Source organism: Rhodococcus tibetensis (assembly GCF_024438035.1).
Taxonomy (GTDB): domain Bacteria; phylum Actinomycetota; class Actinomycetes; order Mycobacteriales; family Mycobacteriaceae; genus Rhodococcus_F; species Rhodococcus_F tibetensis.
On the sequence record NZ_JANFQF010000003.1, the window covers coordinates 21,895 to 48,825 of the forward strand.

Genomic DNA, 26,931 nt, shown 5'->3' on the forward strand with positions numbered 1-26,931 from the left:
GTTCTCCATGACAAATGCTCGGTGGCTGATGATGTCGTCTCGGCAGGCCGGTGGGGCACAAGGTGTACCACCGGCTTGCCGACGGGATTCTCGTTTTTCAATGCCGGATGGATTGGCGTGGAGGCTCGCGGCCCTTCTCGGCTGCGGTAGCGGTCAGGGCTGGTGGATGATCGTCATTGCGTGTTCTCTGGCTGGACCGCTGAGGGCGGCGTTCAGTTCGTCGAAGAGCCGGCCGGCAGTGACACCGTTCCATCCAGGTGGAAGTAGGGGAAGCGGGAGGCCGGGATCGAGGTACGGTAGCCGACGCCACTCGGTGAGCATGGGCACGTATTCGGCGAACGCGTGTTGGGGGGTGAGCGTTCCCGCTGTCGACCGTTCGAAGACCGGACGATACTTGTCGAGGAACGCGGCGTAGAGGGTGGTGAGTGCGTCGAGATCCCACCAGGTGCGCACCTTCGTGCGGAGGTCGCCGAAGCCGAGGTGTTGCGCGCTGTACATGTCGACGTATTCGCTGAGTCCTCGCCGTTCCAGCGTTTCCCTGGTCTCGCGAACGAGGCTTCCCGGTGCGATCCATACCCCCGGCGCGGTAGTGCCGAAGCCGAGACGGGTCAGGAACGTACGGAGAACGTGCCGCTTGTCCCGTTCGGATTCGGGGATCGAGAAGACCACCATCAGCCAGCCGTCTTCGATCGCGGCGCGCTTGCGATCGAAAATCCTGACATCGCCCTCGGCCAGAGCATCCAGAGTCGGCTTGGACAGCGAATAGCCCGCTGCTCCGTCGTGACGATGGGCTTCCAGCGTTTCGCGACGTTTGAGCCGGGAAATCGACGACCGGACCGCTGCTCCGTCCACGCCGAGATGGGCCATCAGTCGGACCACGGAGGCCACGGACAACCAATTCGATTCGGCCCGAGCGTAGAGCCCGAAGATCGTCACGATCAACTCACGCGGTTGCAGCTCGTTCGAACGTTCGTTGACTAAATCATCGGTAAGGATTCCCGTCGTCATGAATACACCATAGCGGCTGCCACGTCTGCACTCGGCTCAAGGCGGGATACGTGCCCATCATTGTTTCGCTCGCTTGACGGACGTCACGAATCAAGCATATTATCGACCGCGTTCATATCCATAGTGGGAAGGTCAAATATGACGCTGTCTCCGTCGGCGCACTTGGACTCGTTCTGCCGCGACAACCTCCCGCCGGAGAACCTGTGGCCGAACTTCGAGTTCACCCTCCCGGAGTTGCGGTACCCGGACCGCCTGAATTGTGCATCCTCGCTTCTCGACGACCAGGTCGCGGCGCTGGGCGGTGATCGCCCGGCGCTGCTGTCGCCGTCCGAAAGCTGGACTTACGGGGAGCTTCTTCGCCGTGCCAACCAGATCGCCCAGATACTCATCGAAGACTTCGGGCTGGTGCCGGGCAACCGCGTGCTGCTCCGCGGGCCGAACAACCCCTGGTTGGTGGCCTGCTGGTTCGGGGTGGTCAAGGCCGGCGGTGTCGCTGTGACGACCATGCCGCTGCTCCGCAGCGGTGAACTGAGCAAGATCATCGAGCTGACCAAACCGACACTCGCGCTGTGCGATTACCGGTTCGCCGCCGATCTGATCGACACCGACCAGATCGGCGCGCTGTTCTACGGTAGTACCGAACCCACCGACCTCATCGCCCGCACATCCGCCAAATCCGGGGACTTCACCAACGTCGTCACCGCGGCCGACGATGTCGTTCTACTGGCGACCACGTCCGGAACCACCGGTCCTCCGAAAGCGACGATGCACTTCCACCGCGACATCCTTGCCGTTGCGGACACATTCTCGGCGCGGGTTCTGCGCCCGAATCACTCGGATGTCTTCACGGGAACGCCGCCACTCGCGTTCACCTTCGGGCTGTGCGGTCTGGTGGTCTTCCCCTTGAGGGTGGGGGCCGCGACGTTGTTGCTCGAGAAGGCAACTCCGAGTGAGCTGGCCGACGCGGTACGAGAACACGCTGTATCGGTACTGTTCACCGCCCCGACGGCGTACCGTGCAATTCTCCGCGAGAACAAGGCACAGAGTCTCGCCCCGGTTCGTCGCTGCGTGTCTGCAGGCGAGCATCTGCCCGAAACGGTGTGGGAAGAGTTCTACGAGGAGACCGGAACGCGCATCATCAACGGGATCGGCGCCACCGAAATGCTGCACGTCTTTATCGCGGCCGGCGACGACGACATCAGACCGGGGGCAACCGGGAAGGCCGTACCGGGTTATACGGCAGCGGTACTCGACGACGATGGTCACCCCGTTCCCGACGGCACACCGGGGCGGTTGGCGGTGACCGGTCCGACCGGCTGCCGGTATCTTGCCGATGAGCGCCAGCGCCAGTACGTCCAGAACGGGTGGAACATCACCGGCGACACGTATATTCGCGACTCCGACGGTTACTTCTGGTACCAGGCGCGCAGTGACGACATGATCATCTCGTCCGGCTACAACATCGCGGGCCCGGAGGTCGAGGAAGCGCTGGGCGGGCACCCCGACGTCAAAGAATGCGCGGTCGTGGGCCTGCCCGACCGTGATCGGGGAATGATCGTCCACGCGGCAGTCGTACTGATCTCGGACGCAGTCGGCAGCGACACCAAGGTCCGCGAACTCCAGGACTTCGTCAAAAACGAGCTGGCACCGTACAAGTACCCCCGCAGTATCGAATTCCTCGCCGAGTTGCCGCGCACCCCGAACGGCAAGATCCAGCGTTACCGGCTGCGGGAATCCCGACGGGCCCTGCGCTAGCAGCACGCCCGCCCACAGCCACCCGGTGGTGCTGGTTGCCGTCGGAGCGAGTGCGATCCCGGTACCGAGCAGATCGCAGTACGCAGTACTCGCTACCCCCGGTCACCGGCGACAGACCTGGACACGCGACCGTGGCGCCGAGGTCGGGTTCTCCGCTAGACCTCAAAGACAGGATATTCGGTTTCGTTATCTGAAAAGAGGCGTAACCGATAGCCGTCACCATGGAAAGCCCTCCGGGCACGCGGATCCGTCTCGATGGCTCTCTCACGTTCGGGAACGAAAGGACCGCAATGCTGCCCGTAGGACCCTCATCGCCGCCGCCCGCCGAGGAGATCACCCACGGTGACCGGGACTGGAGGGAGGACGCCGCGTGCCGCGGTATCGAATCGTCAGTATTCTTCTCCCCGGACGGGGAACGCGGTCACGCCCGCGACCGACGCGAGGCGCGGGCACGGCGGATCTGCCAGGACTGCCCCGTACTCCGCCGGTGCCGCGACCACGCCCTGGCCGCGGGCGAATCATACGGAATCTGGGGTGGCATGACCGAAACCGACCGCAGACGACACGCCCACCGGCTGCGTCGCGGCGAGCACCGGCCCCTCACGTCGCGGCACCCGCGACCGGCCACCTCCGGCACCGGGGACGCGGCCCCGCCCCCAGTGAGTGCTCGGGACGAGCCCGGAAGCCCGGCGCCCGGCGGAGTGCACGATGATGATGCGTACGCGGACGAAGTTTACGAGCAGCTCGACGCGCTGATCGACCGGTTGGCGCCGATCTGCCACCTGGTCGGGTAGGCCGTCGAGAGGGCCACCGACGCCCTCATCCGGGCCGACCTGACCATCACCTGGCTCGAACCAGACAACACCGGAACCCTCACCGTCACACACCACTGCGCCGCCTGAACGCCCGTCGGACCCGTGACAGACCTGGCCTGCAACACCACCGTCAACCACGGCATGCCACATCAGCCCCACCGCCGCGGACAAGCGGACATCACACAAGTCACCGTCACGGCGGCAGGTTTGTCCCGTATCCCAGTCTGCGCCGACTGAGGCCGATCGGCCGTCGGTCACTACCGCGGCGCGCCTGCGACTGAAGTACCCGGGAGGGCCGAATCCGGCACCGCTGGCGGACAACCACCGTCAGCGGTCAGGCGCATTTTTCCAGTGCTCCCGTACCTTTCAGCGTTCCGTCGGGGCAGCAAGACTCAGCGTGATCAAAGTGAGCGCAATCTGCACAGCTGACGCGTCCAGCGGATAGATCATCACCCGGAATGTTCGTAGTGTTGCGGATCACATCGTGAGCGAAGTCAGGAGATCTAGACCATGAGCGACTATCTCGGCATCGGCGGCAAGACCGCCATCATCACTGGTGGTGCCACCAAGATCGGGCGTGGTGTCGTCGACTCTCTGCACGAGAGTGGTGTCAACGTCGTTGTCGCCGACATCGACCGGAACGGTGGCAAGCAGGCGGTCGAAGGCAAGGGCCACGCTCTGTTCAGCGAAACCGACATCACTGACGACGACGCGATCGATACGTGCGTGGCCGCTGCACTCGAGTCGTTCGGGTCCATCGACATCCTGGTGAATCTGGCATGCACCTACATCGACGACGGCGCCGAGTCCAGCCGGAAACAATGGACCACCGCTCTCGATGTGAACGTCGTGAGCGCCGCCATGTTTGCCAAGGCGGTGCGCCCGCACATGGCCGCGCAGGGCGGCGGTGCCATCGTGAACTTCGGATCCATCTCCTCGAAGGTCGCCCAGACCGGGCGATGGCTGTATCCCGTCTCCAAGGCCGCGGTTGTGCAACTGACCCGGAACATGGCGATGGACCTCGCCGGGGACAACATTCGCGTCAACTCGGTGAGCCCGGGCTGGATCTGGTCGAAGGTGATGGACGAGCTCTCGGGATCGGACCGCGCCAAGACCGACCGGGTGGCCGGCAAATTCCACCTCGCGGGCCGAGTCGGGGATCCCACCGAAGTCGGCGACGTCATCGCCTACCTGTGTTCGCCGCGCGCCGCATTCGTCACCGGAGCCGACTGGGCCATCGACGGAGGGTACTCCGCAATGGGGCCCGAACAGGCATCCCCGGCCATTCCGCTTCTCGCCCAATAACCTCGACAAAGGATCCTCTTCCCCATGCGCAAAATCACCATTGTTGGAGCTGGCCAGGCAGGACTCCAGCTCGCCATAGGCCTGGTCGACGCCGGATACGACGTGACCGTTGTATCCAACCGCACTCCGGAGCAGATCCGTGAGGGCAAGGTCATGTCCAGCCAGTGCATGTTCGGCGGGGCACTCGCCCGGGAGCGTGCTGTCGGACTGGACCTCTGGAGCGATGAATGCCCCTCAGTCGAGGGCATCTCGTTCACCGTCGCCGACAACGGAAACCAGGCCTTCTCCTGGGCATCGCGGCTCGACCTCCCCGCCCAGTCGGTCGATCAGCGCGTGAAGATGCCCGCGTGGCTCAAGGAATTCGAATCACGCGGCGGCAAGCTGGTCCTCCAGGATGCCGGAATCGGCGAGCTCGAAGAGTTCGCCACCGACTCCGATCTGGTCATCGTCGCCGCAGGCAAGGGGGAGATCGCGAAGATGTTCGAGCGGGACGCCACGCGGTCGGTGTTCGATCGCCCGCAGCGCGCGCTCGCCTTGACCTATGTCAACGGAATGGTGCCGCGGGAGGAACATTCCGCGGTGGCGTTCAACATGATTCCCGGTGTCGGTGAGTACTTCGCGTTTCCTGCGCTCACCACGAGCGGCCCCTGCGAGATCATGGTGATGGAGGGCATCCCCGGCGGGCCGATGGACTGCTGGGCGGACGTGACGACCCCTGAAGAGCATCTCGCAAAGTCCAAGTGGGTCGTCGAGACGTTCGTCCCCTGGGAGGCCGAGCGCTGCGCCGACATCACCCTCACCGATGACAACGGGATCCTCGCCGGACGCTTCCCGCCCACGGTTCGCAAACCGATCGGAGTCCTGCCGTCGGGTGCGAATATCCTCGGTCTTGCCGACGTGGTGGTCCTCAACGATCCGCTCACCGGCCAGGGCTCGAACAACGCGAGCAAGTGCGCGGCCTCCTACCTTGCCAGCATTCTCGAGCATGGCGACCGACCCTTCGACGCCGAATTCATGACCGACACTTTCGAACGGTACTGGGACTACGCACAATACGTGGCGTCCTGGACGAACGCGCTGCTCAGCCCGCCGCCGGAGCATGTGCTGAAACTGCTCGGCGCCGCCGCCACCGAGCCGCGCATTGCTCGTCGGTTCGCCAACGGGTTCGACGATCCGCGTGACTTCTTCCACTGGTTCATGACGCCCGAATCCGCCGCACAGTACCTCACCGACGTCGCGAACTAACACTCGCCCGAATCATCGATTGGAAGCCGTCAGTCATGCGCAGCATCGCTATCGTGGGAGCCGGACAATCCGGGGCACTACTGGCCCTGGCCTTACTCAAGTGTGAATTCCAGGTCACCCTGGTGACCGACCGGACGCCGGAGGAAGTTCGGGTCGGACCTGTCATGTCGAGCCAGTGCATGTTCGACTCTGCACTGCAGATCGAACGGGAGCTAGGGCTCGACCGCTGGGAGGAGCAGTGCCCGCGCATCGACACGATGGCGCTGACTGTGGCGAAAACGCACGGCAGTAACGAAATCGCGATGTCGACCCCGCTGGTCGGCTTCGCGCAATCGGTCGATCAGCGAGTCAAATGCGCGGCATGGATCGATGAGTTCGGAGCACTGGGCGGCAATCTGATCATCAAGAAAGCGGGTCCCGCGGACATCGACATCCTCGCCCAGAGCCACGATCTGGTCATCATCTCCAGCGGCAAGGGCGACCTCGGCAGACTCTTTCCTCCGGATCCGCTGAAATCGCCGTACAACCGACCGCAGCGCGCCCTCGCGCTCGCCTACGTGAACGGTCTCGCGCCCCACCCCGACGGCGCGGACCTCTCACTGAACATCGTCCCAGGGGTCGGCGAGTACTTCGTCCTCCCGGCGCTGACCACCACCGGGCCCTGCCATGTGATGGTCTTCGAAGGCATCCCCGGTGGACCGATGGACTGCTGGGACGATGTCCACACTCCACATGCACACCTCAACCGCGCCAAGGAGATACTGGCCGAGCACTTTCCCGCGGAGTTCGCCCGGACCGCCGACATCACCCTGACCGATGACGCCGGGGCCCTGCTCGGCCGGCTGACACCGACGGTCCGCCGCCCCGTGGCCGAGCTCACATCGGGCCGGGTCGTGTTGGGTATGGCAGACGCGGTCGTCCTCAACGATCCACTCACCGGCCAGGGCAGCAACAACGCTGCTCAAGCCGCCGCCGTGTACCTCGAGGCGATCGTGGACCGGGGTGACCGGCCATTCGACGCGCAGTGGATGCAACGCACCTTTGACAAGTTCTGGCGCGGATGGGCTCAATGGGCCGTGTCGTGGACCAATGACATGCTCCGGGGACCATCCGATACCTTGCTCGGACTGTTTGCGGCGGCGCAGGACTCGCCGGCCCTGGCGTCGGCAATCGCAACCGGATTCGATGATCCCCGCACCGTCCACAACTGGTGGTTCGACGACGCCGAGGCGCAGCGTTTGATCGAGAACGCACAGGCCGCCGAGCAGGCCCAATTCGATCCCCGTGATCTACGGCGTGCGCTCGGGCAGTACGCCACGGGCGTCACGGTGATCACCGCGCGGGCCCCAGATGGTCGGAAGATCGGTGTCACGGCGAACTCGTTCACCTCGGTTTCCATGGATCCGCCCCTGGTGTCGTGGTGCCCGGCGAGTAAGGCACCGAGCCTCCCCGACCTCACGGCGGCAACCCATTTCGCCGTCAACGTCCTGGCGGCCAACCAACACGACCTGTCCCGGCAATTCTCGACGCCGGCCGAAGACAAGTTCGCGGGTGTGGCGACCACCGAAGGAATCGCCGGCGTTCCGCTGATCGACGACGCCATCGCGCATTTCCAGTGCCGAACAGTCCAACGAGTAGAGGCCGGCGACCACATCATCTTCCTCGGCGAGATCGAACAATACGATGCCGACCCCGGCGAACCGCTGGTCTTCCACTCCGGGTCCTACCGCCTGGTGACCAAACATCCCGACTTCTGACCGCTGCCGCGGCTGCACCTTTGACCGAAAGCGATACGAATCAATGGGTAAGTACATCGAGATCAGCAAGAGCTCCGGTGAGTCCTTCGCCGCGTACCTTTCTGAACCGGCCCAGGGCTCCGGTCCGGGACTGGTTCTCCTACAGGAAATTTTCGGAATCAACGATTACATGCGGGACATGGCCGACCGCTACGCCGAGGAGGGCTACGTGGTCTTGGTCCCCGACCTGTTCTGGCGCTCGGGTGCTCGGCAGGAGCTCGGTTACGACCAGGCCGGATTCACCCGCGGACTCGAGCTGCGGGACGAACTCGACGAGGATCTGGCCGTCACAGACATCGGCGACACCGTCACCGCCCTCCGGGGCCTGACCAAACAGGTCGGGGGCGTCGGACTCATCGGATACTGCCTCGGCGGGCTGCTCGCCTACCTGTCCGCGGTCCGGCTCGACGTCGACTGCGCCATCAGCTACTACGGCGTCGGGGTGCACGATCACCTCGATGAAGCAAGTAGTTTGACCGTGCCCATGGTCTTCCACCTGGCTGAACTCGACTCCTACTGCCCAGAGGACGCCCGAAACTCCATCCGAAAGGCGTTCGGCGACAACGACCGGGTGCGCCTCTACGACTACGCCGGCGTCGATCACGCCTTCGCCACCCACGGCCGCGACGTGTACGAGCCGCTCTCCGCCGGACTCGCCTACTCGCGAACCTTCGAGGTTCTGCACGCCACCATCGGACCCAGACACGATCTGTCCGCACTCTGGGACCGGCACATCTATTACGAGTTCGAGGCCCGCGACGTCCCGGCCACCATGGCGACCATGGTCGACGAACCTTACGTCAACCACATCCCGACGCTGACCGGTGGCGTCGGCCAGAAGGACCTCGCACGGTTCTACGCGCACCATTTCGTGCACAACAACCCCGACGACACCAAGACGATCCCGATTTCCCGCACCGTCGGCGCCGATCGTATCGTCGAGGAGCAGCTGTTCTGCTTCACCCATGACCGCGAGATCGATTGGATGCTTCCCGGTGTCGAGCCGACCGGACGATATGTCGAGATCCCGCTGGTTGCTGTGGTCACTCTGCGCGGCGACAAGCTGTACAACGAACACATCTACTGGGATCAGGCGGGGGTACTGGTGCAGATCGGGCTACTGAATCCGAACGGGCTCCCCGTTGCAGGGATCGAACAGGGCAAGAAACTTCTCGACAAGACGCTGCCCTCGAACGAACTCATGCCCAGCTGGGCGAGCAGCGAGGGCAAGCCGATCGATTAGCGACCTGCCAACGGTAGGTTGGCGCAGTAGGTCGATGCAGCCGGCGTACGGCGCCTGCCGAGCGAGGGCGCGACCGTACGCCGGCTGCTGACTGCTCGCACCTGACGTCCTATGTTGCCGTCACCCTGATCCCAACCACCATAGCGAACCGATGCGGCCCCGTGCCGCGGCTTATGGCGTGGACACCGGCGGATCACCACTGTCGCTGGAGCCGGAGTCATCGACCAATTGCGTGAGAAATGAACTCGGGACACGTTCCCATCCGCGTTGCCATCTGCCGAGCCGCAGATCGGTCTCGAGCGAGGCGACCACCTCGGCCACCGCTGACCCTGCGTCGAGCACGACGCGGGGGAGTTCGCGGTCGGCGCAGAGCGCCAAAGCCGGTACCAAGAACTCTTTCGCCTCTGACGTACGCCCTGCTGCGAACAAACACGTGGTGTGCAGAAGCCTCGCTCGGAGCAGCGCTTTCGGCCGAGCCTGTCGGGAGATTCGCTCCACCAGCGCCTGCGATCGACGGCACGCGGCCGCCGACGATTCCCGATCCGTCGGCGAGGCGGCGTGGAGTAGGAGCCGAATGTCGGAGTCTTCATGCAGCTCCTGCGTGATCAGGTCGATCCCGCTCGTGCGTGCGGCAGGGTCGGCACTGTCGCGGGGACCTGCCCGTGCCCACCGCGGATGCTCGTCGAGAACCGAAGGGTCAGCGAGCGACAACCGTATCCGCTCATTCCGGATGCGGGCGGCCAGGCGCGGCAGCGTCAGCATGTCGGCGATCTCGGCCCCTTCGTCGAGGAGTCGGTACGCGGCGCCGAGATCTCCGCGCAGCGCCTTGATCCGAGATCCGGTGCCGTAGGTCGCGAGCATGAAATCGACGATGCCGCCCTCGGACCGAAGGGTATGGCTGGCGTCGAGAAGTGCTTCGGCGTCGGACACATGGCCCTGCTCGTACAGCAAGTCACCCAAGATCGCGCCGGCCACGCGGGTTGCATACGATTGCCCGCCGCCGGATTGTTTCGCCAGCCGTAGCGCCATCCGGAAGTATCTCTCGGCCGCGGTGATGTCGAGCTGCTCGTGTGCGGCGATCCCGGCGAAGCAGTATCCGTACAGGACGCTGAACGGTCCCGATGTTTGCTGGTTGTAGGGCGTCGCCCACTCCTGCCAACGGCGTGCCGCGGCGAAGTCGAACCGGTAGATCGACTCGAAGGACGCGACATTCGCCGCCCCCGACACGACGAACGGCCGCACGGTCTCGGGCCGCTCGAGGCAGGCCGAGATCCGCTCACTGAGCGTGTCGGAACGATCGGCGAAGAGCTCGACAACGCCCCTGATCAACGAAGCCTCGATCAACAGGGCGGCCGTGTCCTCGTCTGCGCGGGCGGGCGGGGTCAGCGATGCTTCCGCCCGGTCAAGTGCCCGAAGCGCGGAGGGCGCCGGGTGATGCAGCAGTACATGCGACCACGCCAACGCGATCTGTAACACGGGGTGTGCGATCACCTGTTGTGGTGGGAGCTTGTCGATCAGTCCGATCAGCGTCGCCATCTGGGACTGTTCGACCAATCGCATTCCCTCGCGTTCGACCCACTTCACCGCCAGGTCGGGATCACCCGATGCCAAGGCATGGTCGACGGCCTCACTGAGCAGGTGGTGCTCACCGAACCAGTGGGAGGCACGGTGATGAAGTTCGCCGACCGTGTCCGGTTGGTCCCGTTCGAGCCGGCGGCGCAAGAACTCTGCGAACAAGTGGTGATAGCGGAACCACTCACCGTCCTCGTCGAGTCGTCGCAGGAACAGGTCCCGGTTCTCGATCTCCTCGAGCCGAGCCTGACCGTGACTGCTACCTGTCAGCGCCGACGCGAGTCCGCCACAGATGCGTTCGGTCACCGACGTCGCGAGCAGGAAGTTGAGCAGCTCGGGTTCGAGTGCGGTCAGGACGTTCTCGGCGAGATACTCGCCGATCGCGTGGTGGCGGCCGGAGAGTTGACCGATCAACGTGGTCGGATCGGTGTGTCCGCGTAGGGAGAGGGAGACCAGTTGCAGGGCGGCCACCCATCCGTCCGTCGTCTCGCGAAGATTGGCCACGTCGGCGGTGGTGAGTGAGAGCCCCCGTTGGTCGGCCAAGAATGATCTCGCCTCCGGCAGGTCGAAACGTAGGGCAGTGGAGTCGATTTCGATCAACTCGTCGCGTACCCGCAGCTGGCTGAGCGGGAGCCCGGACTGTGTTCTGCTGGTCACGGTGAATCGCAGGTGGTGGCAGTCGCTGTCGAGCAGTGCCGCCATTGCAGAGATCGTCGCCGTATCGGAAACTCGGTGCCAGTCGTCGATGACGACCGTGATCACCTCGCCCGTGTCATGAATCTCTTCGACCAGTGTGGAAAGGACGTATCTTGCGGTTTGCGCACCCTGCTCTTGCAGGACCTGCGGGAGATCGCGTGCAAGTGACGGTCGTACCCGCGTAATCGCTTCGAGGAGGTGCGCCAGGAACCAGACGACATTGTTGTCGTCGTGGTCGACACTGAACCAGGCGACGGGAACCCCGGAGTTGGTCAACAAGTCGCGCCACTGGGCGGCGAGGGTGCTCTTGCCGAATCCTGCCGGTGCATGAATCAGCGCGAGCCGCCGATCCCCGCCGGCGTTCAGGGCCTCGATCAGGCGGCGCCGCTGCACCGGGGCACGGGGCTGGGTACGTGGCCGGTACTTTGTCGAGAAACTGGGCGGGGTCACCGAGGGCGGCCCCGCGTGTTCTTCGGAACGCGCCAGGTCTGCATGCTCGCGCTGCGTTACTTCCGCGTCTGTCGGGGTAACCAAATCCGGGGATCCGGCGCTGGTGCGTCGCAGGGCTGTGCGGAGGTCCTGCTCAAATACCTCTGCAGACTCCTGGCGGCGCGCGGCGTCGTCCGACATCGCGCGCTCGATGACGCTGCACACCTGCGCGGGGATGCCGCTCTGGCGGAGATCGGGCACCGGTTCGGAGGTTATTCGAAGAAATTGCGCGACCAGTTTTTCACCGTCGCGGCGCTGGAAGGCGGCGTGGCCGGTGATGAGACAGAAGAGAGTCGCGGCCAAGCTGTAGAGATCGGACTGCACGGTCGGTGCCCGTCCGGTGAACACTTCCGGTGCGGTGAAGGCAGGCGAACCCAGCACCACGCCGGTGCCGGTCTCGAAACCACCGTGGATGCGGGCGATGCCGAAGTCGGTGAGCTGGGGTTCGCCGTAGTCGGTGAGCAAGATGTTGGAGGGTTTGACATCTCGATGAAGGATCCCGGCCTGGTGCGCTCTGCCCAGGGCCCGGGCGATGTTGATGCCGACACCGAGTGCCCTCTCCCAGCCGAGCGGTCCGTCGCGGCGGATGATCTCCTCCAGAGAGCCGTGGCGGTGATACTCCATCACGATGTACGGCTGACCGTGGGGCGTGCTACTGGCGTGGTAGATGGTCACGATGTTCGGATGGCCGGAGAGCCGGCCCATGGCCTGTTGCTCGCGGACGAAGCGATTCCGGTCTTCTTCGTCCACCCCGGAGAGCACCTTGATCGCGACGGTCCGATCGAGTGCAGTTTCCATGCACCGGTACACGACACCGAATCCGCCGCGTCCGATCTCTACGGGGTCGTCGAAGCCGTCCAGGATCAGGTCGCCGGCGACAGTGGGGTGGACGTCGGCTTGTGTTGCAAAAGGATCGAGATTATCCACCAGTTCGCGCCTTCAACGAACTCGGTCGGGGCAATCCAGCTCAGACCATGACGTCCGCCGGTGCGGCCCGGTGCCGTTAGGTCTCGAACGCCGATCTATCGTGGGCTCGCACATGTCACCACCTCTGCCCCAGTATCACACCAGCGTGGCGGCGGTGGCACCCCGTTGATCGCGGCGACTCGAGCCTGGTGTCAGCGGAGACCGGAGCCACCTGCAGCGACAGGTCCGATTACGGGTGTGATCGGACCTGGTCGACTCGGTCCGCACCCGTCAGGGCGCCGCTTTGCAAGTCCGGGGCGGGCGGTGGGGGCCGGCATGCGACTAATGAGCGGTCCACGGTTCCGTGTGGGCCCCGGCGGATCGCGCCGAGGCCCACACGGTCACACTGCGCCGAAGGCCGGAAGGATCACTTCACGGCGATCGGCAGGCTCGGGCTGTAGGGAGCGTCGGCGTACTTTCCGGACAGCAGAGCCCCGGCGCCGGGAGCGATCGCGGGCAGATCCAGCGCCCGCATCATCTGATGCGCGGTGGAGATCGCCGCCGAGACCACCGGCTTGCCGAGTTCGTTCTCCACGATCTCGATCGATTGCAGTGACGGCATCTGGACACAGGCCGAGAGCACAATGACGTCGGCGTCCTGGTGGTCGAGTTGTTTGGCGATACCCACCAGGTTGCGCGGATCGTGCGCGGCCACGTCGAGATTGTTGGGAATCTCGAGCGCTCGGTAGTCGCCGACGTCGATACCCTGATCCTTGATGTACTCGACCACGAGCTTGGTGAGTGGCTTCATGTAGGGCGCCACCAGGGCGATCTTCTTGGCTCCCAGCACCTCGAGCGCTGAGACCAACGCGCCGGCGCTGGTGACCACGGGCGCCGGGGCAGCATTGTCGAGGGTGATCTGCGCCAGCTTCTGCTCGGAGACGCAGTGGTACCCCTTGCCCATGCTCATGATGGCCACCAGGCACGCGTATCCGAGGACATCGACTCTCGCGTCGGAGAGTTCGGCGGCGCATCGGGTCGAGTCGGCGTCCATCGCCTCGAGTTCCTTTTTGGTCACCTCCTTCATCCGCATGCGGCTGGAGTGGAAGGTGAATCGCTCGGGGGCGACGGCTTCCCGCGCGCGAAAGAGGGCGGGGATCTCCGTTTCCATTGTCACGTTGGAGCTCGGCACGATCTGGCCGATGCGGTAAGGGCGGTTGTTCACCGGGATTCCTTTCTTGATCGAGCAGGTGTCAGCGAGCATCGATGACTGGATTGCTCAGCGTCCCGATGGATTCCACGGTGCATTCGACGACGTCACCGGGGGAGAGGAACTGCTGGGGGATGAAGCTGGCGCCGACGCCGGCGGGGGAGCCGGTGGCGATCACGTCTCCGGGCTCGAGGGTCATTCCGGAGGTGATGTCCTCGATCAGTTCGGGGATCTTGAACAGCATGTAGCGGCTGTTCGACTTCTGCTTCACTTCACCGTTCACGCGCAGAGACAGGTCCAGGCCGTGCGGGTCGGCGACGTCGTCCGCGGTACGAATGACCGGCCCGAACGGCGCGTACGAATCCTGCCCCTTGGAGAAGAACCACTGTCCGCCGCGGCGCTGGTCCCGGGCGCTGATGTCGTTGATGATGCTGTAGCCGAAGACGTAGTCGAGTGCGTCTGCGGCCGAGACGTTCTTCGCGGTGCGACCGATGACGACGGCCACCTCGCATTCCCAGTCGAGCTGATTGGTGAGGTTCGCGTTGTGGCGGATCGGCTCGCCGGGGCCGACGACGGCGGTCCCGGGCTTGCTGAACAGCACCGGGCGCTGGGGCAGATCCTTGTCGGTGTCGAGGGTGCGAGCCGACTCGGCCACGTGTTCGGTGTAGTTGAGGCCGACACCGATGATCTTGCCCGGGCGCAGCGGTGCGTGCACGGTGACATCAGCGATCGGGAGGCTGAACCGCGGGGCCTGGTTACTGGCCACCAGCGCGGTCAGCGCGGCGAGACCCGCACTGCCCTGGTTGATCAGAGTCGACAGATCGGCCGGCACCTCGGCGCCGGTGCTCCTTGCCAGTGCGGTGACGTCGATGATCGTGTCGTCGCGCTGGACGCCGAGCCGGGGGGTGTTGTCGCGAGTGGAGAAGGTCAGAAGAATCATGAACGGTCCTTGTTCTGAGGGTTGGTGAAAGTGGTGTGCGAGGCGAGTTACTGAATCAGCTGGTGACCGTCGTTCTCCAGATATGCCTCCTCGCGCCAGAAGGACAACGAGCGCATGACAGGGAAGTCGTTGAAGGAGAACAGGACCGCGTCGTCGCTGGTGCTGAGGTTGGCGTGCTCATGCCATGCCCAGGAGGGCACGACGAAGATGTCGCCCTGCTTCCAGTCGAATCGTCGGCCCGCGATGACCGAGTAGCCTTCGCCTTTGGCCACGTTGTAGACGACCGATCCGGTGTGCCGGTGGGCGCGGGTGTGCTGGTCGGCTCGGAGCAACTGGATGTGAGCGCTCAGCGTCGGCATTACCGACCCGCCGGTCCGCGGGTTCGAGTATTCGAGCAGGATGCCGTCGTAGGGCGATCCCTCCGACGCTTTCGCGGCGTTCTGCAATGCGGCGTAGGTGGGTTCCCAGGGGTAGGCGAAGAGCGGCGAGTAGGGCTTGGTCCAACCGTCCTCGAAGCCCACGGGACGCAGTTGGCCCGCGCCATAGGTGAGCAGCGAGGAGTTGACCACCGCGCCCCGCTCTTGGTAATGGTTCGGGTGGACCTCGTAGAACCCGGCGTCGAGGGCATTGACCAGGGGGATGTCGAGTCCGTCCTGCCAGATGACCGGCTCGTCGGAGTCCTCGTTACCGTGCTCGTGCCAGGTGAAGCTGGGGGTGATGGCGAAGTCGCGGGGGCCGACCTTCAGCTTCTGTCCGTCCACCACCGTCCACGCGCCCTGGCCTTCGACGACGAAGCGCAGGGCGGCCGCCATGTGGCGATGTGCGGTCATCGACTCTCCGGGACCCATTCCCTGCAGGCCGGTGTACAGCAGGCCGACAGCCGCGGTGACGTCCTTGCGCTCGGGGTTGACCAGGGCCACCACCCGTCGGCCGGCGTCTTCCGGCTTGACCAGGTCGAGCGAGTCGATGACGAACGGGCGGATGTCCTCATAGCGCCAGAGGATGGGCACGGACGCCGGCTGCGGGAACCACGGCTCGATCTTGTTGGCCACGGTCCATAGCGCCACCGTGTCGCGCTTGCCGAGTTCGTCATAGAACGCTTCCAAGGCTTCGGTGTCCTTGACCCGAGCCCGACCGAGAACGTCGTCACTGAGTGACATGTGTGTTCCTCCCTTTCGTCGGCGACGCATGTGTAAGGCAATGGGCGCGTGCGGCCGACCTGAACCTGCGTGGATTTCGATCGAACTGCGCAAGCCGTCACCGCCCTGCCGCAATACCGAATATACACCTACCTTGACGATCGTCACAATAGCGCTATACAGTTCGCTCATCGGCTTCGATGAAAGGTGGTCAGTGACAGATGGCGAAAGTGACGATCGAGCGGACGGTGGAGTGGTACGACACCGATGCTGCTGGCCACCAACACCATTCGTGCATCGTGCGATTCGTGGAAGCCGCCGAGGCGGCGCTGCTTCGCGAGCACGATCTGGCGTGGCTGTTCGGGGAGACTCCCCGTGTCCGCCACGAGATCAACTACCGATCGCGGCTGTGGTTCGGCGAAACGGTGACAGTGACCCTCGAGGTTGTCCGCCTGGGTAACACCTCTCTCCAGTACGACTTCGAGGTGCGTGGCAAGGAGGGCGTGGCGGCGGACGGAACCCTCATCGTCGCCCACGCCACCCCGCAGTCGCCGACGTCGACGCCATGGCCGCAACCCGTAATCGACGCATTCGGCACGATTCGTGCCCAGGAAGCAGTGGTGACCAAGTGACCAGTCAAGAAGCAACAGCGCGTTCTGCACGAGTCGACGTCGGCCTGCCGTCGTTGAAGATCGCGGTGATCGGTGGCGGCCCGGGCGGCCTGTATTTCGCCGCTTTGGCCAAGCAACTGGACCCGCGACGGGAGGTCACGGTATTCGAGCGTAACGCCGCCGACATGACCTTCGGCTTCGGCGTCGTCTTCTCGGATGAGACCCTCGACGGAATCACTGCGGCGGATCCGGCGATCTTCGCGGAGATGGAAGCGCAGTTCGCCCGGTGGTCCGATATCGACATCCACTACCGGGGTCAGGTGCTGACCTCGGGAGGACACGGGTTCGCGGCTATCGAGCGACGGACTCTGCTCAACATCCTGCAGACGCGGTGCGCACAACTCGGTGTCGACGTGCGATACGAAACCATCGCCCCCACCGCCGAGGAGCTCGCCGCCACGCACGACCTGGTGGTGGCCGCCGACGGGGTAAATTCGGTCACCCGCAAGGCGCGTCCCGAAGCATATGGGCCCGACCTCGATGTTCGGAACTGCCGCTACATGTGGCTGGCGACCGACAAGATCTTCGACGCGTTCACCTTTATCGTTGCGGAGACAGAATTCGGGCCGATGCAGGTGCATGCCTATCCGTTCAGCAGTGAACGCAGCACCTTCATCGTGGAAATGAGCGAGAAGACTTGGCGTAATGCGGGATTCGACACCTTCGACGCCGAGGACCTCGCCGTCGGGCAGAGCGATGCGAAAAGCGTCGAGTTGTGCGCGGGCCTGCTCGGCGAGCATCTCGATGGGCACCAGCTACTGACCAACAATTCCCGCTGGATCCAGTTCTCGACGGTCCGCAACACGTCGTGGCGCGACGGCAACATCGTCCTCCTCGGCGATGCCGCGCACACCGCGCACTTCTCCATCGGCTCGGGAACCAAACTCGCCATGGAGGACTCCCTCGCTCTCGCAGCGAGCCTGACAGTCGACGACCGGGACGTCGGACAGGCATTGCTCCGCTACGAGCAGGAACGGCGACCCGTCGTCGAATCCACGCAACGTGCGGCGCAGGCGAGCCTGGAGTGGTTCGAGTCGATCGAGCACTCCGTCGGGCAGGCACCTCCGCAGTTCGGGTTCAACCTCCTCACCCGCAGCCGCCGCGTCACCTACGACAACCTGCGCGATCGCGATCCGGAATACATCGACATCCTCAACGACTGGTACCACTGGGCGCAGTCACCGGACTCCACCGAACAGCCGCCCCGTCCGATGTTCGAGCCCTACCGCATTGCGAATACGCGGCTGAAGAACCGCATCGTCGCCGCACCCGTGGCCACCTACTCCGCCACGGACGGGATAGTCGGCGACCCGGAACTCGCACGCCTGGCCGGCGCGGCACTCGGCGGCGCCGGCCTGGTGATGACCGGCATGACGGCCGTCAGCGCTGCCGGACGCGTCACCCCCGCGTGTGCCGGCCTGTACGCCCCCGAACAAATCTTCGCGTACCGTCGGATCACCAATTTGGTCCACAACAACACCACCGCGGCCATCGGCGTCCAGCTCAACCATTCCGGACGCAAGGGTGCGACCACCGTTCCCGCCGCCGGAACCCTCGGTACCTCCCTCGGTGAAAAGGGCTGGGAGACCGTCGGCCCGTCCGCGATCGCTTTCGGTGACCTCCCCGCGCCCCGCGAACTCGACGCTTCCGAGCTGGAGGGCATCGCCGAGGACTTCGCCCGGGCCGCCCGTGCCGCCGACACCGCCGGATTCGATGTCGTCGAAATCCAGGCCGGGCACGGATTCTTGCTCTCGACCTTCCTGTCGCCGCTGACGAACCAGCGAACCGACGACTTCGGCGGAAGCCTGCGCAACCGACTCCGCTTCCCGCTGCAGGTCATCGATGCGGTACGGGCGGCCTGGCCGAAGGGCAAGGCCCTGCTGGTGCGTATCTCGGCCGTCGACTGGCACCCAGGCGGCACCACCATCGACGACGCCGTTGCCATTGCGCGGGCGTTCGCCGAACACGGTGTCGACGCCATCGACGTCTCCAGCGGTGAGGTCGTGCCCGAGGAGCGCCCCGAGTACGGCCGTGGCTACCAGACCCCCTTTGCCGAGCGAATCCGCGCCGATGTGGGCATCACCACCATTGCCGTCGGTGCCATTTCCTCCGACGACGACGCCAACTCGATCCTTCTGGCCGGTCGCGCCGACCTGATCGCAATCGGCCGCGCGCACCTGCACGACCCCTCCTGGACCCTGCATGCCGCCGCCGAGGTCGGATACCGCGGAGCTGGTGGCCAATGGCCGACTCTCTACGCTGCCGGATCGGCGAAACCGCCCTCAGCGGGACGGGCGCGGCCTCAGTTGGCCCTGTTCGGGGAAACGCCGCAGGACATCCACCACCGGTGGCGCCCGGGTGCCGGCGTCGTGACGGAGGTGGCCCGCTGATGGACACCTTCCCGCGTTTCACCGCGGCGGCCGTGCAGGCCTCACCGGTGTATCTCGACCCCGCAGCGACAGTGGAAAAAGCGGTCGGCCTCATCCATGAGGCCGCTGCGGCGGGAGCCACCCTGATCGCCTTCCCCGAGGTCTTCGTCCCGGGCTATCCGTACTGGAACTGGACGATGAACCCGGTCAAGGGAGGGGAGTGGTTCGAACGGCTGTATCGGGCCGCCATCGACATTCCCGGCCCTCACCTGGACACCCTCCGTGCCGCTGCGGCAGCGACCAAGACCACGGTTGTGATCGGAGTCAACGAGCGTGGCCGGTACAGCCTGGGAGTGCTGTACAACAGTGTCCTCACGATCGGGCCGGACGGCTCCCTGATCGCAGTTCACCGGAAACTGGTACCGACCTGGGCAGAGAAGCTGACCTGGACCAACGGCGACAGGTCGACGCTCCGGGTGCATCAAACCGAGGTCGGCCCGCTCGGCGTACTCGCATGTGGGGAGAACACGAACACCCTCGCCCGCTTTGCGCTGCTGGCGCAGGGAGAGCTCGTGCACGTTGCCAACTACATCTCCCTCCCGGTAGCGCCGAAGGACTATGACATGGCCGACGCCATCGCCATTCGTACAGCGGCACACGCTTTCGAGGGCAAATTATTCTCGGTCGTCTCATGCTCGACTGTCTCCGAGGAAATCATCGACATCGTCGCCGGGGACGACGAGGAAGCGGCGCAGATGCTACGGCGCGAACGCAGCGCTCTGTCAGGGATCTTCGGACCCGACGGGCGCCCGGTGTCCGAACCTCTGGTGGACAAGGAAGGGATCGTCTACGGCGAGATCGACCTGGCGCGGTGCATCGCACCGAAGCAGATGCACGACATCATCGGTCACTACAATCGCTTCGACATCTTCTCTCTCAACGTCAACACCGCACCGTTGCAGCCGCTCACCTTCAACGGGGCGGGAGGACCACCACCAGAGCCGGAAGGCGCACTGATCGGCCCCTGGGGCGAGGACGAGATCCCGGCGAGATAGTCACCCGGCGGCACCCGCCCGCATAGCTCGGATCTGCGGAACAACGTTCCCAGGGCAGGGCTATCCCTAGATCAGCTACGGCGCGGGTGCCGCACCGAGTTCGTGCGCTCGACGTGGTTCTCCTCACCGCTCCGCGCGGGAGCCCCTCCCGCCTGATTTCGACGGGAACTCGCCGGAAAAGCGCCAGAAAACTCTCCTTACGATAAATCCCACGGCAGGTACGATGGCGTAAGTAGAGATCGTGACGATCGTTCCGACGTCGCAATCTCGAATCCGCCGGAAGGGTAGGAGGGCGATGAACCCGACACTGACTGCGGACGAGGCTGCGCTGCCCATCGCCCGGTTCGAACAGGTTCACACCAGCGATCTGGACGAGGCCCGATCGATAGTCGGTTCTGCCTTCTGCCCGCACATGCTCGTACCCACCGATACCGAGGGTACGGCGCCCATCAGGTTTCATTCGGCCACCGCCGGGAAGATCGGTCTGCACTACCTCGACTACGGCACCGACATGTGCATTCGCCCGCGCGAACTCGACGACTTCTATCTCATTCAGATACCCCTCTCCGGAGTAGCTGAAATAAAGTGGGGTGCAGAAACTTTCGAGTCAACACCTGCCGTCGCGTCGATCCTTCAACCGGGAGGGCCGATAGCCATGCAATGGCACGAGGGAAACCGGCAGCTGATCGTTCGCGTCGATCGTCAGAACATGGAACGTCAGTTGCAGGAGGCGCTCGGGGCACCGCTGCGCGAGCCCTTGCGATTCGATATTCAACTGGAGCTGAACCGACCGGGCGTCCGCTCATGGCGCGGCGTGCTCGAGCTCCTGCGCACTGAGATGGAGAACGGAGGATCTCTGCCGGATGACCCGATCGTCATGAAAGAGTTCGAACGTCTGCTGCTGAGTCAACTCATCGTCGCCCAACCCAACAACTACTCAGAGGCGCTGCAACGATCAGTTGCGGCGGCGCCTCGAACAATTCGTCGCGCCGTCGAAATCCTCGAACACCACGCCGACGAGACACTCACCGTTGAGGACGTCGCATCGGCGACAGGAATCAGCGTGCGGGCGCTCCAAGACGGCTTCAGAAAGTACTACGGCACGACCCCGATGGGATACTTGCGCGAAGTTCGCATGAAAGCGGTTCGGGCATGGCTGCTCCAAGCCGATCCATCGACGACGACGGTGTCCGATGCGGCCGCCAGGTGTGGGTTCGTCCATCTCGGACGATTCTCGGTGCAGTACCGCGAAAAGTTTGGCGAGACGCCCTCGGCGACCCTCCGCAGATGAAGGTCGGGACCGGCACAGAGGATGTTCCTGTCGCGACGATCGGTGGGCAGGGATGGTGGCAGCTATGACGGGTTGATCTTTTGGTCGTCAATGCCGCACAGGCGTGCTCCCCACTTGTCGATCGCATCCCAGATTGTGCTGTCGACTCGTTCGAGGCCTCCGTGCCACATTTCCCAGGTGCGCCCGGTGTTTTCGCGTATATCCAGTGTGACTGTGTTGTCGGAGGCGTCTCGGCAGATTCCGACGAGCTGGTCGATGTCCGGAAGCTCGGATTCCGGGAACTTCACGAAGCGTAGCTCGTTGCTCGCCGGGTCCCTTGATTGGCTGACGTACTCGAAATCGGCTGCCTCTCCGAAGTTCGATATGCGCGGCATCTGCTGCGCGGACATCAGGCCGATGGGGTCCTCATTGAAGAATCCGTTCTGCACAGTCGAATGGAACGTCCTGAGCCCTGGTTCGATCCCGCTGCAAATAGCGGAAGTTCCCTCTGCGGCAACGGCGCCAGCGCGTATGCGATCCGGTAGTAGGAGAAGGCTTCCCCGAAGATGTAGGCGAGAACAATCGCGGTTCGGCCTGTTCCCTCGTCGTGCGACGGCATCTGGCGCCGGAGAGCATGCGCGCAGCGCAGCCTCTCCGGCCTTGACCTTAGCGAGTGTTCTCTGTGCCGATGTCAGTGTCGTGTTCGCGGTGAACCGTCACAGCCGCTGCGCATTTGGTGATAAGTGTCCGTTCCCGATGCCGTGCGGGGGTTCGTGGGGCATCATCTTCCGGCGTGCCAACCCCTCGATCACGTGTTCACGAGGGGGTTTTCTGCGTCGGTTGCTGTCAGAGTACTGCGCGCATTGCGTTGCGGGTCGGTTGTGGCTGTGGGGGCTGTTGTCCTTGCTGCCGAAGGAGTTTGGCTGAGCCGAATACGGTTCCCGATGCGTTCGAAACCGAGACTACCGCGATGGCTGGGTATCAAGACGGACGAGGTGGTCAATCAGGTTCCAGTCTGGCTGCCTCGCAGTTCAGCCGAGAAGGGATCCTCTCGTACTGTGCAAAGGCCGATATCGCCGGTGACAGTGACGCCCCGGTGAACGTGGCGTCGGGTGCTCACATCGACATCGCCTCGGATGACCCGACTCCCGCTGACATGGCTGCCGCGCTCAGCGATCGACTGGGGCGCGAAGTCCTTCTGCGCACGGTCGAGCCGGACCAGATCGGTTCGGCGGACATGCGGGCGATGTTCCGCTTCCTCTCGGAAACCGGTTACGCGGCCGACCTCACGAGCTTGCACGCCATCTATCCCCAGGTCGGATGGCAAACGTTCGCTCAGTGGGTGGACGAAGCCCTGCGACCGCCGACGACACAGAAACCGCGACCCAAGTGTTCGCTTGGGTGCCTGTGCGCAGCAGTCTCTATCGCTATCTCTGCATAGACCAGCTCGTCTCCTAATCGGCCTGTGGTTGCAGACCTCGACCGACGGCGCCTGCGCATCGCGGTGAGCACATATACGGCAATCGGGCCGCGGTCACGACATCTCTGGCCTCGACGCCGGTCGTGTCAGTGGTGCTTCGCGCCGACTGAGGCCGGCGCTGTTACCTGACCCAGAGCTGACCTTGGGTCGTGCCGATGTTCGACGCCTGGCTTCCGACCTGATTCTGGGACCGTGAACGGGATCCCGGCGTTGGGTCGCCGCACTTGCCATTTTCTCGCGTCGTGTGCCCGCGGGAGGAGGTGCGGCGAAGGAGTTCAGTTGTGTCGGTGGGGAGTTGTGACCATTCGGCGCGGACGGTGTGGAGGGCGTCGGGCGCGGGAATGGGGAGTCGGGTTTGGCCGGCGAGTTGCGATTGACATTCTTGTCGCTGGGCGGACGGGTGAAGACATAAGCTCCGGGTCCTTCCCAGTCGGTGTCTGCTCGGTCTCAGATCCCTGGCCAAGAGGACGGCATAGGGCTGCATCGGCCCGAACTGACCGCAACTGATCGATCAGCCTGCCGAGAATCGAGCTCGTTCCGTACGGCCGGAGAGATGGGGTCAAAAGATGGTGGCCCAGTTGTTGGCCCAGTTGGTGTCCCAGCTCGTCGTGAGCAATGCGATGGTGGTGGGAGCTGGGTAGATCCCGCAGTCACCGAAGGACACCACACGGCTCTCTCCCGGGGCGAGAGTGCCGACGAAATTCGGTGAGACGGGGGCGAACAGGCTGGTCGGCACACCCACCACGTTCGCCGCGGCCACGGTGCCCAGATTCGACACGGTGGCCGTGCAGCCGAATCCCTGCCCGCCAGCGCGGATTGCGACATCCACCGTTCCAGAAGCAGCGCTGGCAGTGGCCTGCGAAGCGAGCAGTGCGACGACACAAGCAGTAACCGAGCCCGCGTCGGCCAGCAATCGAGTGGATATCGTCATGGTGAGGACTGTCCATTCCGTTCGGTGAGTACATCATTGAGGAACCCTGCACGCCAGTTGGTAGGTACCGTGCACCCTCGAGGAAGAACATCGACTGATTTGTCTGTTCGACCAAGAATTTCGTGTCCCACTTCCGAGTGCCAGCAACCGAGGTGGACGGTCCGGCCGATCGACGAGGACTATTTCGATCACCACGATGTGTAACGGATCCTGGTTCGTCTCCGAAAATGGAAGGGGGCGGCGGACGTCTTCATTTTCGGGTAACGAAGGAAACGGAGTGCTCATGAGCAAACAGTTGGGACGCCGCGTATGTGCGGCCGCACTCACTGCTGTCGGGGTGGGAACCGCAGTGGCGGCCGGAGGAGGCGCTGTCGCAAGTGCTCAGCCCGCGCCACCAACGTCGACAACAATGACGTGCTCGAGCGCGAATCCCCTCGTCTGGGCGCCGCCGTTCACGTGGACCATCAACGCCGCCTCCGGTGAGTCGCTTCGTCCGGGTGGGTCCGCGCTGGAGCCGTCAATTCTACTGAGCGGTGGCAATGAACTGCCCACTCCGCCCGGCGGTCTCATCCCGAGTATCGGCGTCAACTGGTACGGCACGCGGGTATCAGTCGACTGGCACAACACGACAACAGGCGCGACGGGACACAGCGTCAGCGATGAGGCGGCCTGGCAGCAAAAGCCTGGAATCCCGGTCAACCGAACCTGGACAGGAACCGGTGCGGTGGCGTTCACCGTTACCGTCCAGACCGGCGCGGGATGGTGGTTCGTCAACCCCCAGAACGCCGTCTGTCAGGGAACGATCTCGGTCGTACCCGGACGGTAACTCGGAATCGTTCGATCGGCGATGTGTCCCGATGGGCATCGCCGATCGACAACCACTGCTTCCGATGTGGGCCCGTTGAGACCTTCGACCGGTACCGAGCAAACATCCTGCAAAACTTGGACTGCGAGACAAGCTTGCGCTGACTCGTTTCGCGATCCGTGCCGGACTGGTCGAGCCGTGATCCGCCGAGCCGGTCACCCGACTTCTCGCAATGGGTGTGTCGCTCGCAGGCTCGCCGAGCCCGACAACGGTTCCTGAGTCCGTCCGCCGATGTACGGTCGGACCACTGTCCGACGACTGTCTGGAGCACTATGTCTCGTCTCGAGCTCGGAAAAGCGACCGCGATCGGCGGAGTGGTGCTGGCTGGGTTGCTCGGTACCAGTGCCCCTGCTGCGGCGGATCAGACTCGAGACAGGTGGGTGAACATTCCAGACACCGCGACCGCCGCTGACGGAATTGCCTGTGGCGGCCGCATCGGCGGCGTCACCGTTGCTACGGACAGCCTGCCTGGGCTGGTCTATGTTCGACTGAACGCGACATTCGTCGGCATATCGACGACACCCGGAGTGTTGTGCTCGGTACCTGCAACGTTGGACTGGCGCAACCTGGATTCCGGCGTTGCAGGATCGTGGTCTACCGAGGTCAGCGGAGGGCTGATCGACTTCCCGGCGGAGCCGTGGACACACCTCGAGACGGGATCCGGTCGGGTCGAGGTCACGCTGACCACCGATCGTCCACACATCTCCAGCTCTACCGAAATCAACGTGTACTGAGTGGGATCCGAAAGGCGCATCAACCCTGCCAACGGCCGCTTCTCGCGATGTGTAGTGGCCGGTGCATGCGGCCTTCTCATCGCGGGGTCGGTCGCAGTGGCAGCGCCCGGCACCGCATGCGCTTGCTCATGCGCCAGCAGCGAGACGCCAGAAGAAGCTGTTTCCCACGCTTCGGGGGTCTTTGTCGCCCGCGCCGCTGACAAGATTTCGGATGGGTTCACCGATATCTACGAGTTCGAGGTGTCAGAAGTGTTCAAAGGCGACGTGGGCTCGACTACGACTGTGGGCACCCTCGCGAATCACAATGGGTGTGGGACCAGCTATCAGGTGGGGGAGGAGTACCTGCTGTTTGTCTCCAAGCCGCACCAGGTCGATGCCGCTTGGGAAAGCTACGCGTGTGGCCCGTACACCGGCACCCCTTTCGATCTTCGGTCCGCGACCGAGAAGGTATATGGATCACCCCATCGACCTCGTGAATCCGCACCTGAGACGGAGATCAGTTGGCAGACCCGGATTACCGCCGCAGTACCAGCGCCGGTACTGGCAATGACTGGCATCCTTTTGCTCGGATTGATCGCGTGGACCATCTCGGTTCTCCGCCGACGGCGGTCCCGAGGACTGCAATAGCGCTAGCGCCGTCAGTGCAAGTGCACGAGTCTGCGTCATGTGGTGCAGTGGAATCATGCCGTGGGATCCCGAAACTACTGATAGCCAGAACTGGGACGAGCGCGGCCTTCGATTGGCAGCCCAGACCACTGCCGGCGCCTGGATCTTCCATCCCGCGAACACCATTGACGACGAGCCCGTGCTCTGGGCCGACGTGGCCGAAGCCAACGCCACCATCGCGCACCCTGTCATGGAATGGGGGTCGATCGTCGGGAGTTGGCGCACCTGCGAACAGGAGGGCCTGTGGCACGACTCGCCGGCCACCGGGTCGCTGCCCGCGCCCGAAGCTCGCGCGCTGGCCGACATTCTTCGACAGTTCACCCGGACACCGGACAGCTGTTGGTTCGCCCACTGGGAAGGATCCGGCTACATCACGGCCCCGTCGACTTACCCGCGGCTCCCCATGCCTGGTCGAGGCATGGTCCTCTTCGCAGGAAGTCTCGACCTCGCAGACACCCAATTCGGGGCCGGCACGCAGTTCCCGGGAGGAATGAGTGCGCACCTGTGGTGGCCCGAGGACCGCGCCTGGTGTGTGGCGACGGACATCGACCTGATGACGACGTATCTTGGGGCGTCCGCGGAATGCGTCGATGCGGTTCTCGCCGAGGCCGCACTCGAAGTACTCCCAGCGACCCCTGATCAGAGGGTCACCTGGGACAGCGACACGATCAACCCGCTGCCCCCGAGTCCATCGGGTTGAGCGTGGCATGGCCTGTGACACTTCGCGGAGATTGGGCGATACGCAGACTATGAGGGGCGAATCGAGCAGGG

General features: G+C 64.2%; 21 protein-coding genes and 1 pseudogene. 15 read left to right on the plus strand and 7 right to left on the minus strand.

Annotated features, from left to right (window positions below; all coding sequences use genetic code 11):
• Positions 1 to 153 precede the first annotated feature (153 nt).
• Positions 154 to 1,008, minus strand: coding sequence for a PaaX family transcriptional regulator (locus NOF53_RS04305; protein WP_255965848.1), 855 nt, complete (start codon positions 1,006 to 1,008; stop codon positions 154 to 156).
• A gap of 138 nt (positions 1,009 to 1,146) precedes the next feature.
• Here NOF53_RS04305 and NOF53_RS04310 point away from each other — a divergent pair, with 138 nt between their 5' ends.
• From NOF53_RS04310 to NOF53_RS04335, 6 genes are all read left to right on the plus strand, one after another.
• Complete coding sequence (locus tag NOF53_RS04310) at positions 1,147 to 2,763, plus strand: AMP-binding protein (RefSeq protein WP_255965850.1); 1,617 nt, start codon at positions 1,147 to 1,149, stop codon at positions 2,761 to 2,763.
• A gap of 290 nt (positions 2,764 to 3,053) precedes the next feature.
• The gene (locus NOF53_RS27890) at positions 3,054 to 3,557 is read left to right on the plus strand and encodes a WhiB family transcriptional regulator (protein ID WP_305086453.1); all 504 of its coding nucleotides are present in this window, start codon (positions 3,054 to 3,056) and stop codon (positions 3,555 to 3,557) included.
• Between the two features lie 531 nt (positions 3,558 to 4,088).
• On the plus strand, positions 4,089 to 4,883 hold the full coding sequence (locus NOF53_RS04320; RefSeq protein WP_255965851.1) for an SDR family oxidoreductase: 795 nt from the start codon (positions 4,089 to 4,091) through the stop codon (positions 4,881 to 4,883).
• Positions 4,884 to 4,907: 24 nt separating this feature from the next.
• Positions 4,908 to 6,128, plus strand: coding sequence for a styrene monooxygenase/indole monooxygenase family protein (locus NOF53_RS04325; protein ID WP_255965853.1), 1,221 nt, complete (start codon positions 4,908 to 4,910; stop codon positions 6,126 to 6,128).
• A gap of 35 nt (positions 6,129 to 6,163) precedes the next feature.
• The gene (locus NOF53_RS04330; protein WP_255965855.1) at positions 6,164 to 7,885 is read left to right on the plus strand and encodes a flavin reductase; all 1,722 of its coding nucleotides are present in this window, start codon (positions 6,164 to 6,166) and stop codon (positions 7,883 to 7,885) included.
• A gap of 43 nt (positions 7,886 to 7,928) precedes the next feature.
• Positions 7,929 to 9,167, plus strand: coding sequence for a dienelactone hydrolase family protein (locus NOF53_RS04335; protein WP_255965857.1), 1,239 nt, complete (start codon positions 7,929 to 7,931; stop codon positions 9,165 to 9,167).
• A 171-nt stretch (positions 9,168 to 9,338) separates the two neighbouring features.
• On the opposite strand, the gene NOF53_RS04340 is transcribed toward NOF53_RS04335, so the two are convergent.
• The 4 genes from NOF53_RS04340 to NOF53_RS04355 all read right to left on the minus strand — a co-directional run bounded on the left by NOF53_RS04340 (position 9,339) and on the right by NOF53_RS04355 (position 16,140).
• Positions 9,339 to 12,851 (minus strand): protein kinase domain-containing protein, encoded by a 3,513-nt coding sequence (locus NOF53_RS04340; RefSeq protein ID WP_255965859.1) that lies wholly within the window; start codon positions 12,849 to 12,851, stop codon positions 9,339 to 9,341.
• Positions 12,852 to 13,257: 406 nt separating this feature from the next.
• A complete protein-coding gene (locus NOF53_RS04345) occupies positions 13,258 to 14,055 on the minus strand; it encodes a maleate cis-trans isomerase family protein (protein WP_308213779.1) in 798 nt (265 codons plus the stop codon).
• 28 nt (positions 14,056 to 14,083) lie between these two features.
• Positions 14,084 to 14,980 (minus strand): fumarylacetoacetate hydrolase family protein, encoded by an 897-nt coding sequence (locus tag NOF53_RS04350; RefSeq protein WP_255965861.1) that lies wholly within the window; start codon positions 14,978 to 14,980, stop codon positions 14,084 to 14,086.
• A 47-nt stretch (positions 14,981 to 15,027) separates the two neighbouring features.
• Positions 15,028 to 16,140, minus strand: a complete 1,113-nt coding sequence (locus tag NOF53_RS04355) for a cupin domain-containing protein (RefSeq protein WP_255965863.1) — start codon at positions 16,138 to 16,140, stop codon at positions 15,028 to 15,030.
• A gap of 200 nt (positions 16,141 to 16,340) precedes the next feature.
• Here NOF53_RS04355 and NOF53_RS04360 point away from each other — a divergent pair, with 200 nt between their 5' ends.
• The 4 genes from NOF53_RS04360 to NOF53_RS04375 all read left to right on the plus strand — a co-directional run bounded on the left by NOF53_RS04360 (position 16,341) and on the right by NOF53_RS04375 (position 21,505).
• Positions 16,341 to 16,751 (plus strand): acyl-CoA thioesterase, encoded by a 411-nt coding sequence (locus NOF53_RS04360; RefSeq protein WP_255965864.1) that lies wholly within the window; start codon positions 16,341 to 16,343, stop codon positions 16,749 to 16,751.
• Positions 16,748 to 19,180: an oxidoreductase gene (locus NOF53_RS04365; RefSeq protein WP_255965866.1), complete on the plus strand. Its 2,433-nt coding sequence runs from the start codon at positions 16,748 to 16,750 to the stop codon at positions 19,178 to 19,180. Before NOF53_RS04360 ends, NOF53_RS04365 begins: the two co-directional genes overlap by 4 nt.
• The gene (locus tag NOF53_RS04370; RefSeq protein WP_255965868.1) at positions 19,180 to 20,214 is read left to right on the plus strand and encodes a carbon-nitrogen hydrolase family protein; all 1,035 of its coding nucleotides are present in this window, start codon (positions 19,180 to 19,182) and stop codon (positions 20,212 to 20,214) included. Before NOF53_RS04365 ends, NOF53_RS04370 begins: the two co-directional genes overlap by 1 nt.
• Positions 20,215 to 20,509: 295 nt before the next feature.
• The gene (locus NOF53_RS04375) at positions 20,510 to 21,505 is read left to right on the plus strand and encodes an AraC family transcriptional regulator (RefSeq protein WP_255965870.1); all 996 of its coding nucleotides are present in this window, start codon (positions 20,510 to 20,512) and stop codon (positions 21,503 to 21,505) included.
• A 62-nt stretch (positions 21,506 to 21,567) separates the two neighbouring features.
• Here NOF53_RS04375 and NOF53_RS04380 read toward each other — a convergent pair whose 3' ends face one another.
• Positions 21,568 to 21,933 carry a hypothetical protein gene (locus NOF53_RS04380; protein WP_255965871.1) on the minus strand — a complete coding sequence of 122 codons (366 nt, stop codon included), beginning with the start codon at positions 21,931 to 21,933 and terminating at the stop codon, positions 21,568 to 21,570.
• A gap of 521 nt (positions 21,934 to 22,454) precedes the next feature.
• Here NOF53_RS04380 and NOF53_RS04385 point away from each other — a divergent pair.
• A complete protein-coding gene (locus tag NOF53_RS04385; RefSeq protein ID WP_255965873.1) occupies positions 22,455 to 22,925 on the plus strand; it encodes a hypothetical protein in 471 nt (156 codons plus the stop codon).
• Positions 22,926 to 23,523: 598 nt separating this feature from the next.
• Here NOF53_RS04385 and NOF53_RS04390 read toward each other — a convergent pair.
• Positions 23,524 to 23,895, minus strand: a complete 372-nt coding sequence (locus NOF53_RS04390; RefSeq protein WP_255965874.1) for a hypothetical protein — start codon at positions 23,893 to 23,895, stop codon at positions 23,524 to 23,526.
• Positions 23,896 to 24,178: 283 nt separating this feature from the next.
• On the opposite strand from NOF53_RS04390, the gene NOF53_RS04395 reads away from it, so the two are divergent.
• The 4 genes and pseudogenes from NOF53_RS04395 to NOF53_RS04410 all read left to right on the plus strand — a co-directional run bounded on the left by NOF53_RS04395 (position 24,179) and on the right by NOF53_RS04410 (position 26,860).
• Positions 24,179 to 24,721, plus strand: coding sequence for a hypothetical protein (locus NOF53_RS04395; RefSeq protein ID WP_255965876.1), 543 nt, complete (start codon positions 24,179 to 24,181; stop codon positions 24,719 to 24,721).
• A 77-nt stretch (positions 24,722 to 24,798) separates the two neighbouring features.
• Positions 24,799 to 24,902 (plus strand): annotated as a pseudogene (locus NOF53_RS04400) (DNA-binding response regulator); the annotation flags it as partial.
• 130 nt (positions 24,903 to 25,032) lie between these two features.
• Positions 25,033 to 25,494 (plus strand): hypothetical protein, encoded by a 462-nt coding sequence (locus NOF53_RS04405; RefSeq protein ID WP_255965878.1) that lies wholly within the window; start codon positions 25,033 to 25,035, stop codon positions 25,492 to 25,494.
• Positions 25,495 to 26,176: 682 nt separating this feature from the next.
• Positions 26,177 to 26,860, plus strand: coding sequence for a hypothetical protein (locus NOF53_RS04410; RefSeq protein ID WP_255965880.1), 684 nt, complete (start codon positions 26,177 to 26,179; stop codon positions 26,858 to 26,860).
• Positions 26,861 to 26,931 lie beyond the last annotated feature (71 nt).

Bases quoted from the DNA above. Each gene is read 5' to 3' on its own strand.
- NOF53_RS04305 (WP_255965848.1), bottom strand. From the start codon at position 1,008: ATGACGACGGGAATCCTTACCGATGATTTAGTCAACGAACGTTCGAAC.
- NOF53_RS04310 (WP_255965850.1), top strand. From the start codon at position 1,147: ATGACGCTGTCTCCGTCGGCGCACTTGGACTCGTTCTGCCGCGACAAC.
- NOF53_RS27890 (WP_305086453.1), top strand. From the start codon at position 3,054: ATGCTGCCCGTAGGACCCTCATCGCCGCCGCCCGCCGAGGAGATCACC.
- NOF53_RS04320 (WP_255965851.1), top strand. From the start codon at position 4,089: ATGAGCGACTATCTCGGCATCGGCGGCAAGACCGCCATCATCACTGGT.
- NOF53_RS04325 (WP_255965853.1), top strand. From the start codon at position 4,908: ATGCGCAAAATCACCATTGTTGGAGCTGGCCAGGCAGGACTCCAGCTC.
- NOF53_RS04330 (WP_255965855.1), top strand. From the start codon at position 6,164: ATGCGCAGCATCGCTATCGTGGGAGCCGGACAATCCGGGGCACTACTG.
- NOF53_RS04335 (WP_255965857.1), top strand. From the start codon at position 7,929: ATGGGTAAGTACATCGAGATCAGCAAGAGCTCCGGTGAGTCCTTCGCC.
- NOF53_RS04350 (WP_255965861.1), bottom strand. From the start codon at position 14,980: ATGATTCTTCTGACCTTCTCCACTCGCGACAACACCCCCCGGCTCGGC.
- NOF53_RS04355 (WP_255965863.1), bottom strand. From the start codon at position 16,140: ATGTCACTCAGTGACGACGTTCTCGGTCGGGCTCGGGTCAAGGACACC.
- NOF53_RS04360 (WP_255965864.1), top strand. From the start codon at position 16,341: ATGGCGAAAGTGACGATCGAGCGGACGGTGGAGTGGTACGACACCGAT.
- NOF53_RS04370 (WP_255965868.1), top strand. From the start codon at position 19,180: ATGGACACCTTCCCGCGTTTCACCGCGGCGGCCGTGCAGGCCTCACCG.
- NOF53_RS04375 (WP_255965870.1), top strand. From the start codon at position 20,510: ATGAACCCGACACTGACTGCGGACGAGGCTGCGCTGCCCATCGCCCGG.
- NOF53_RS04385 (WP_255965873.1), top strand. From the start codon at position 22,455: ATGGCTGGGTATCAAGACGGACGAGGTGGTCAATCAGGTTCCAGTCTG.
- NOF53_RS04390 (WP_255965874.1), bottom strand. From the start codon at position 23,895: ATGACGATATCCACTCGATTGCTGGCCGACGCGGGCTCGGTTACTGCT.
- NOF53_RS04395 (WP_255965876.1), top strand. From the start codon at position 24,179: ATGAGCAAACAGTTGGGACGCCGCGTATGTGCGGCCGCACTCACTGCT.
- NOF53_RS04405 (WP_255965878.1), top strand. From the start codon at position 25,033: ATGTCTCGTCTCGAGCTCGGAAAAGCGACCGCGATCGGCGGAGTGGTG.
- NOF53_RS04410 (WP_255965880.1), top strand. From the start codon at position 26,177: ATGCCGTGGGATCCCGAAACTACTGATAGCCAGAACTGGGACGAGCGC.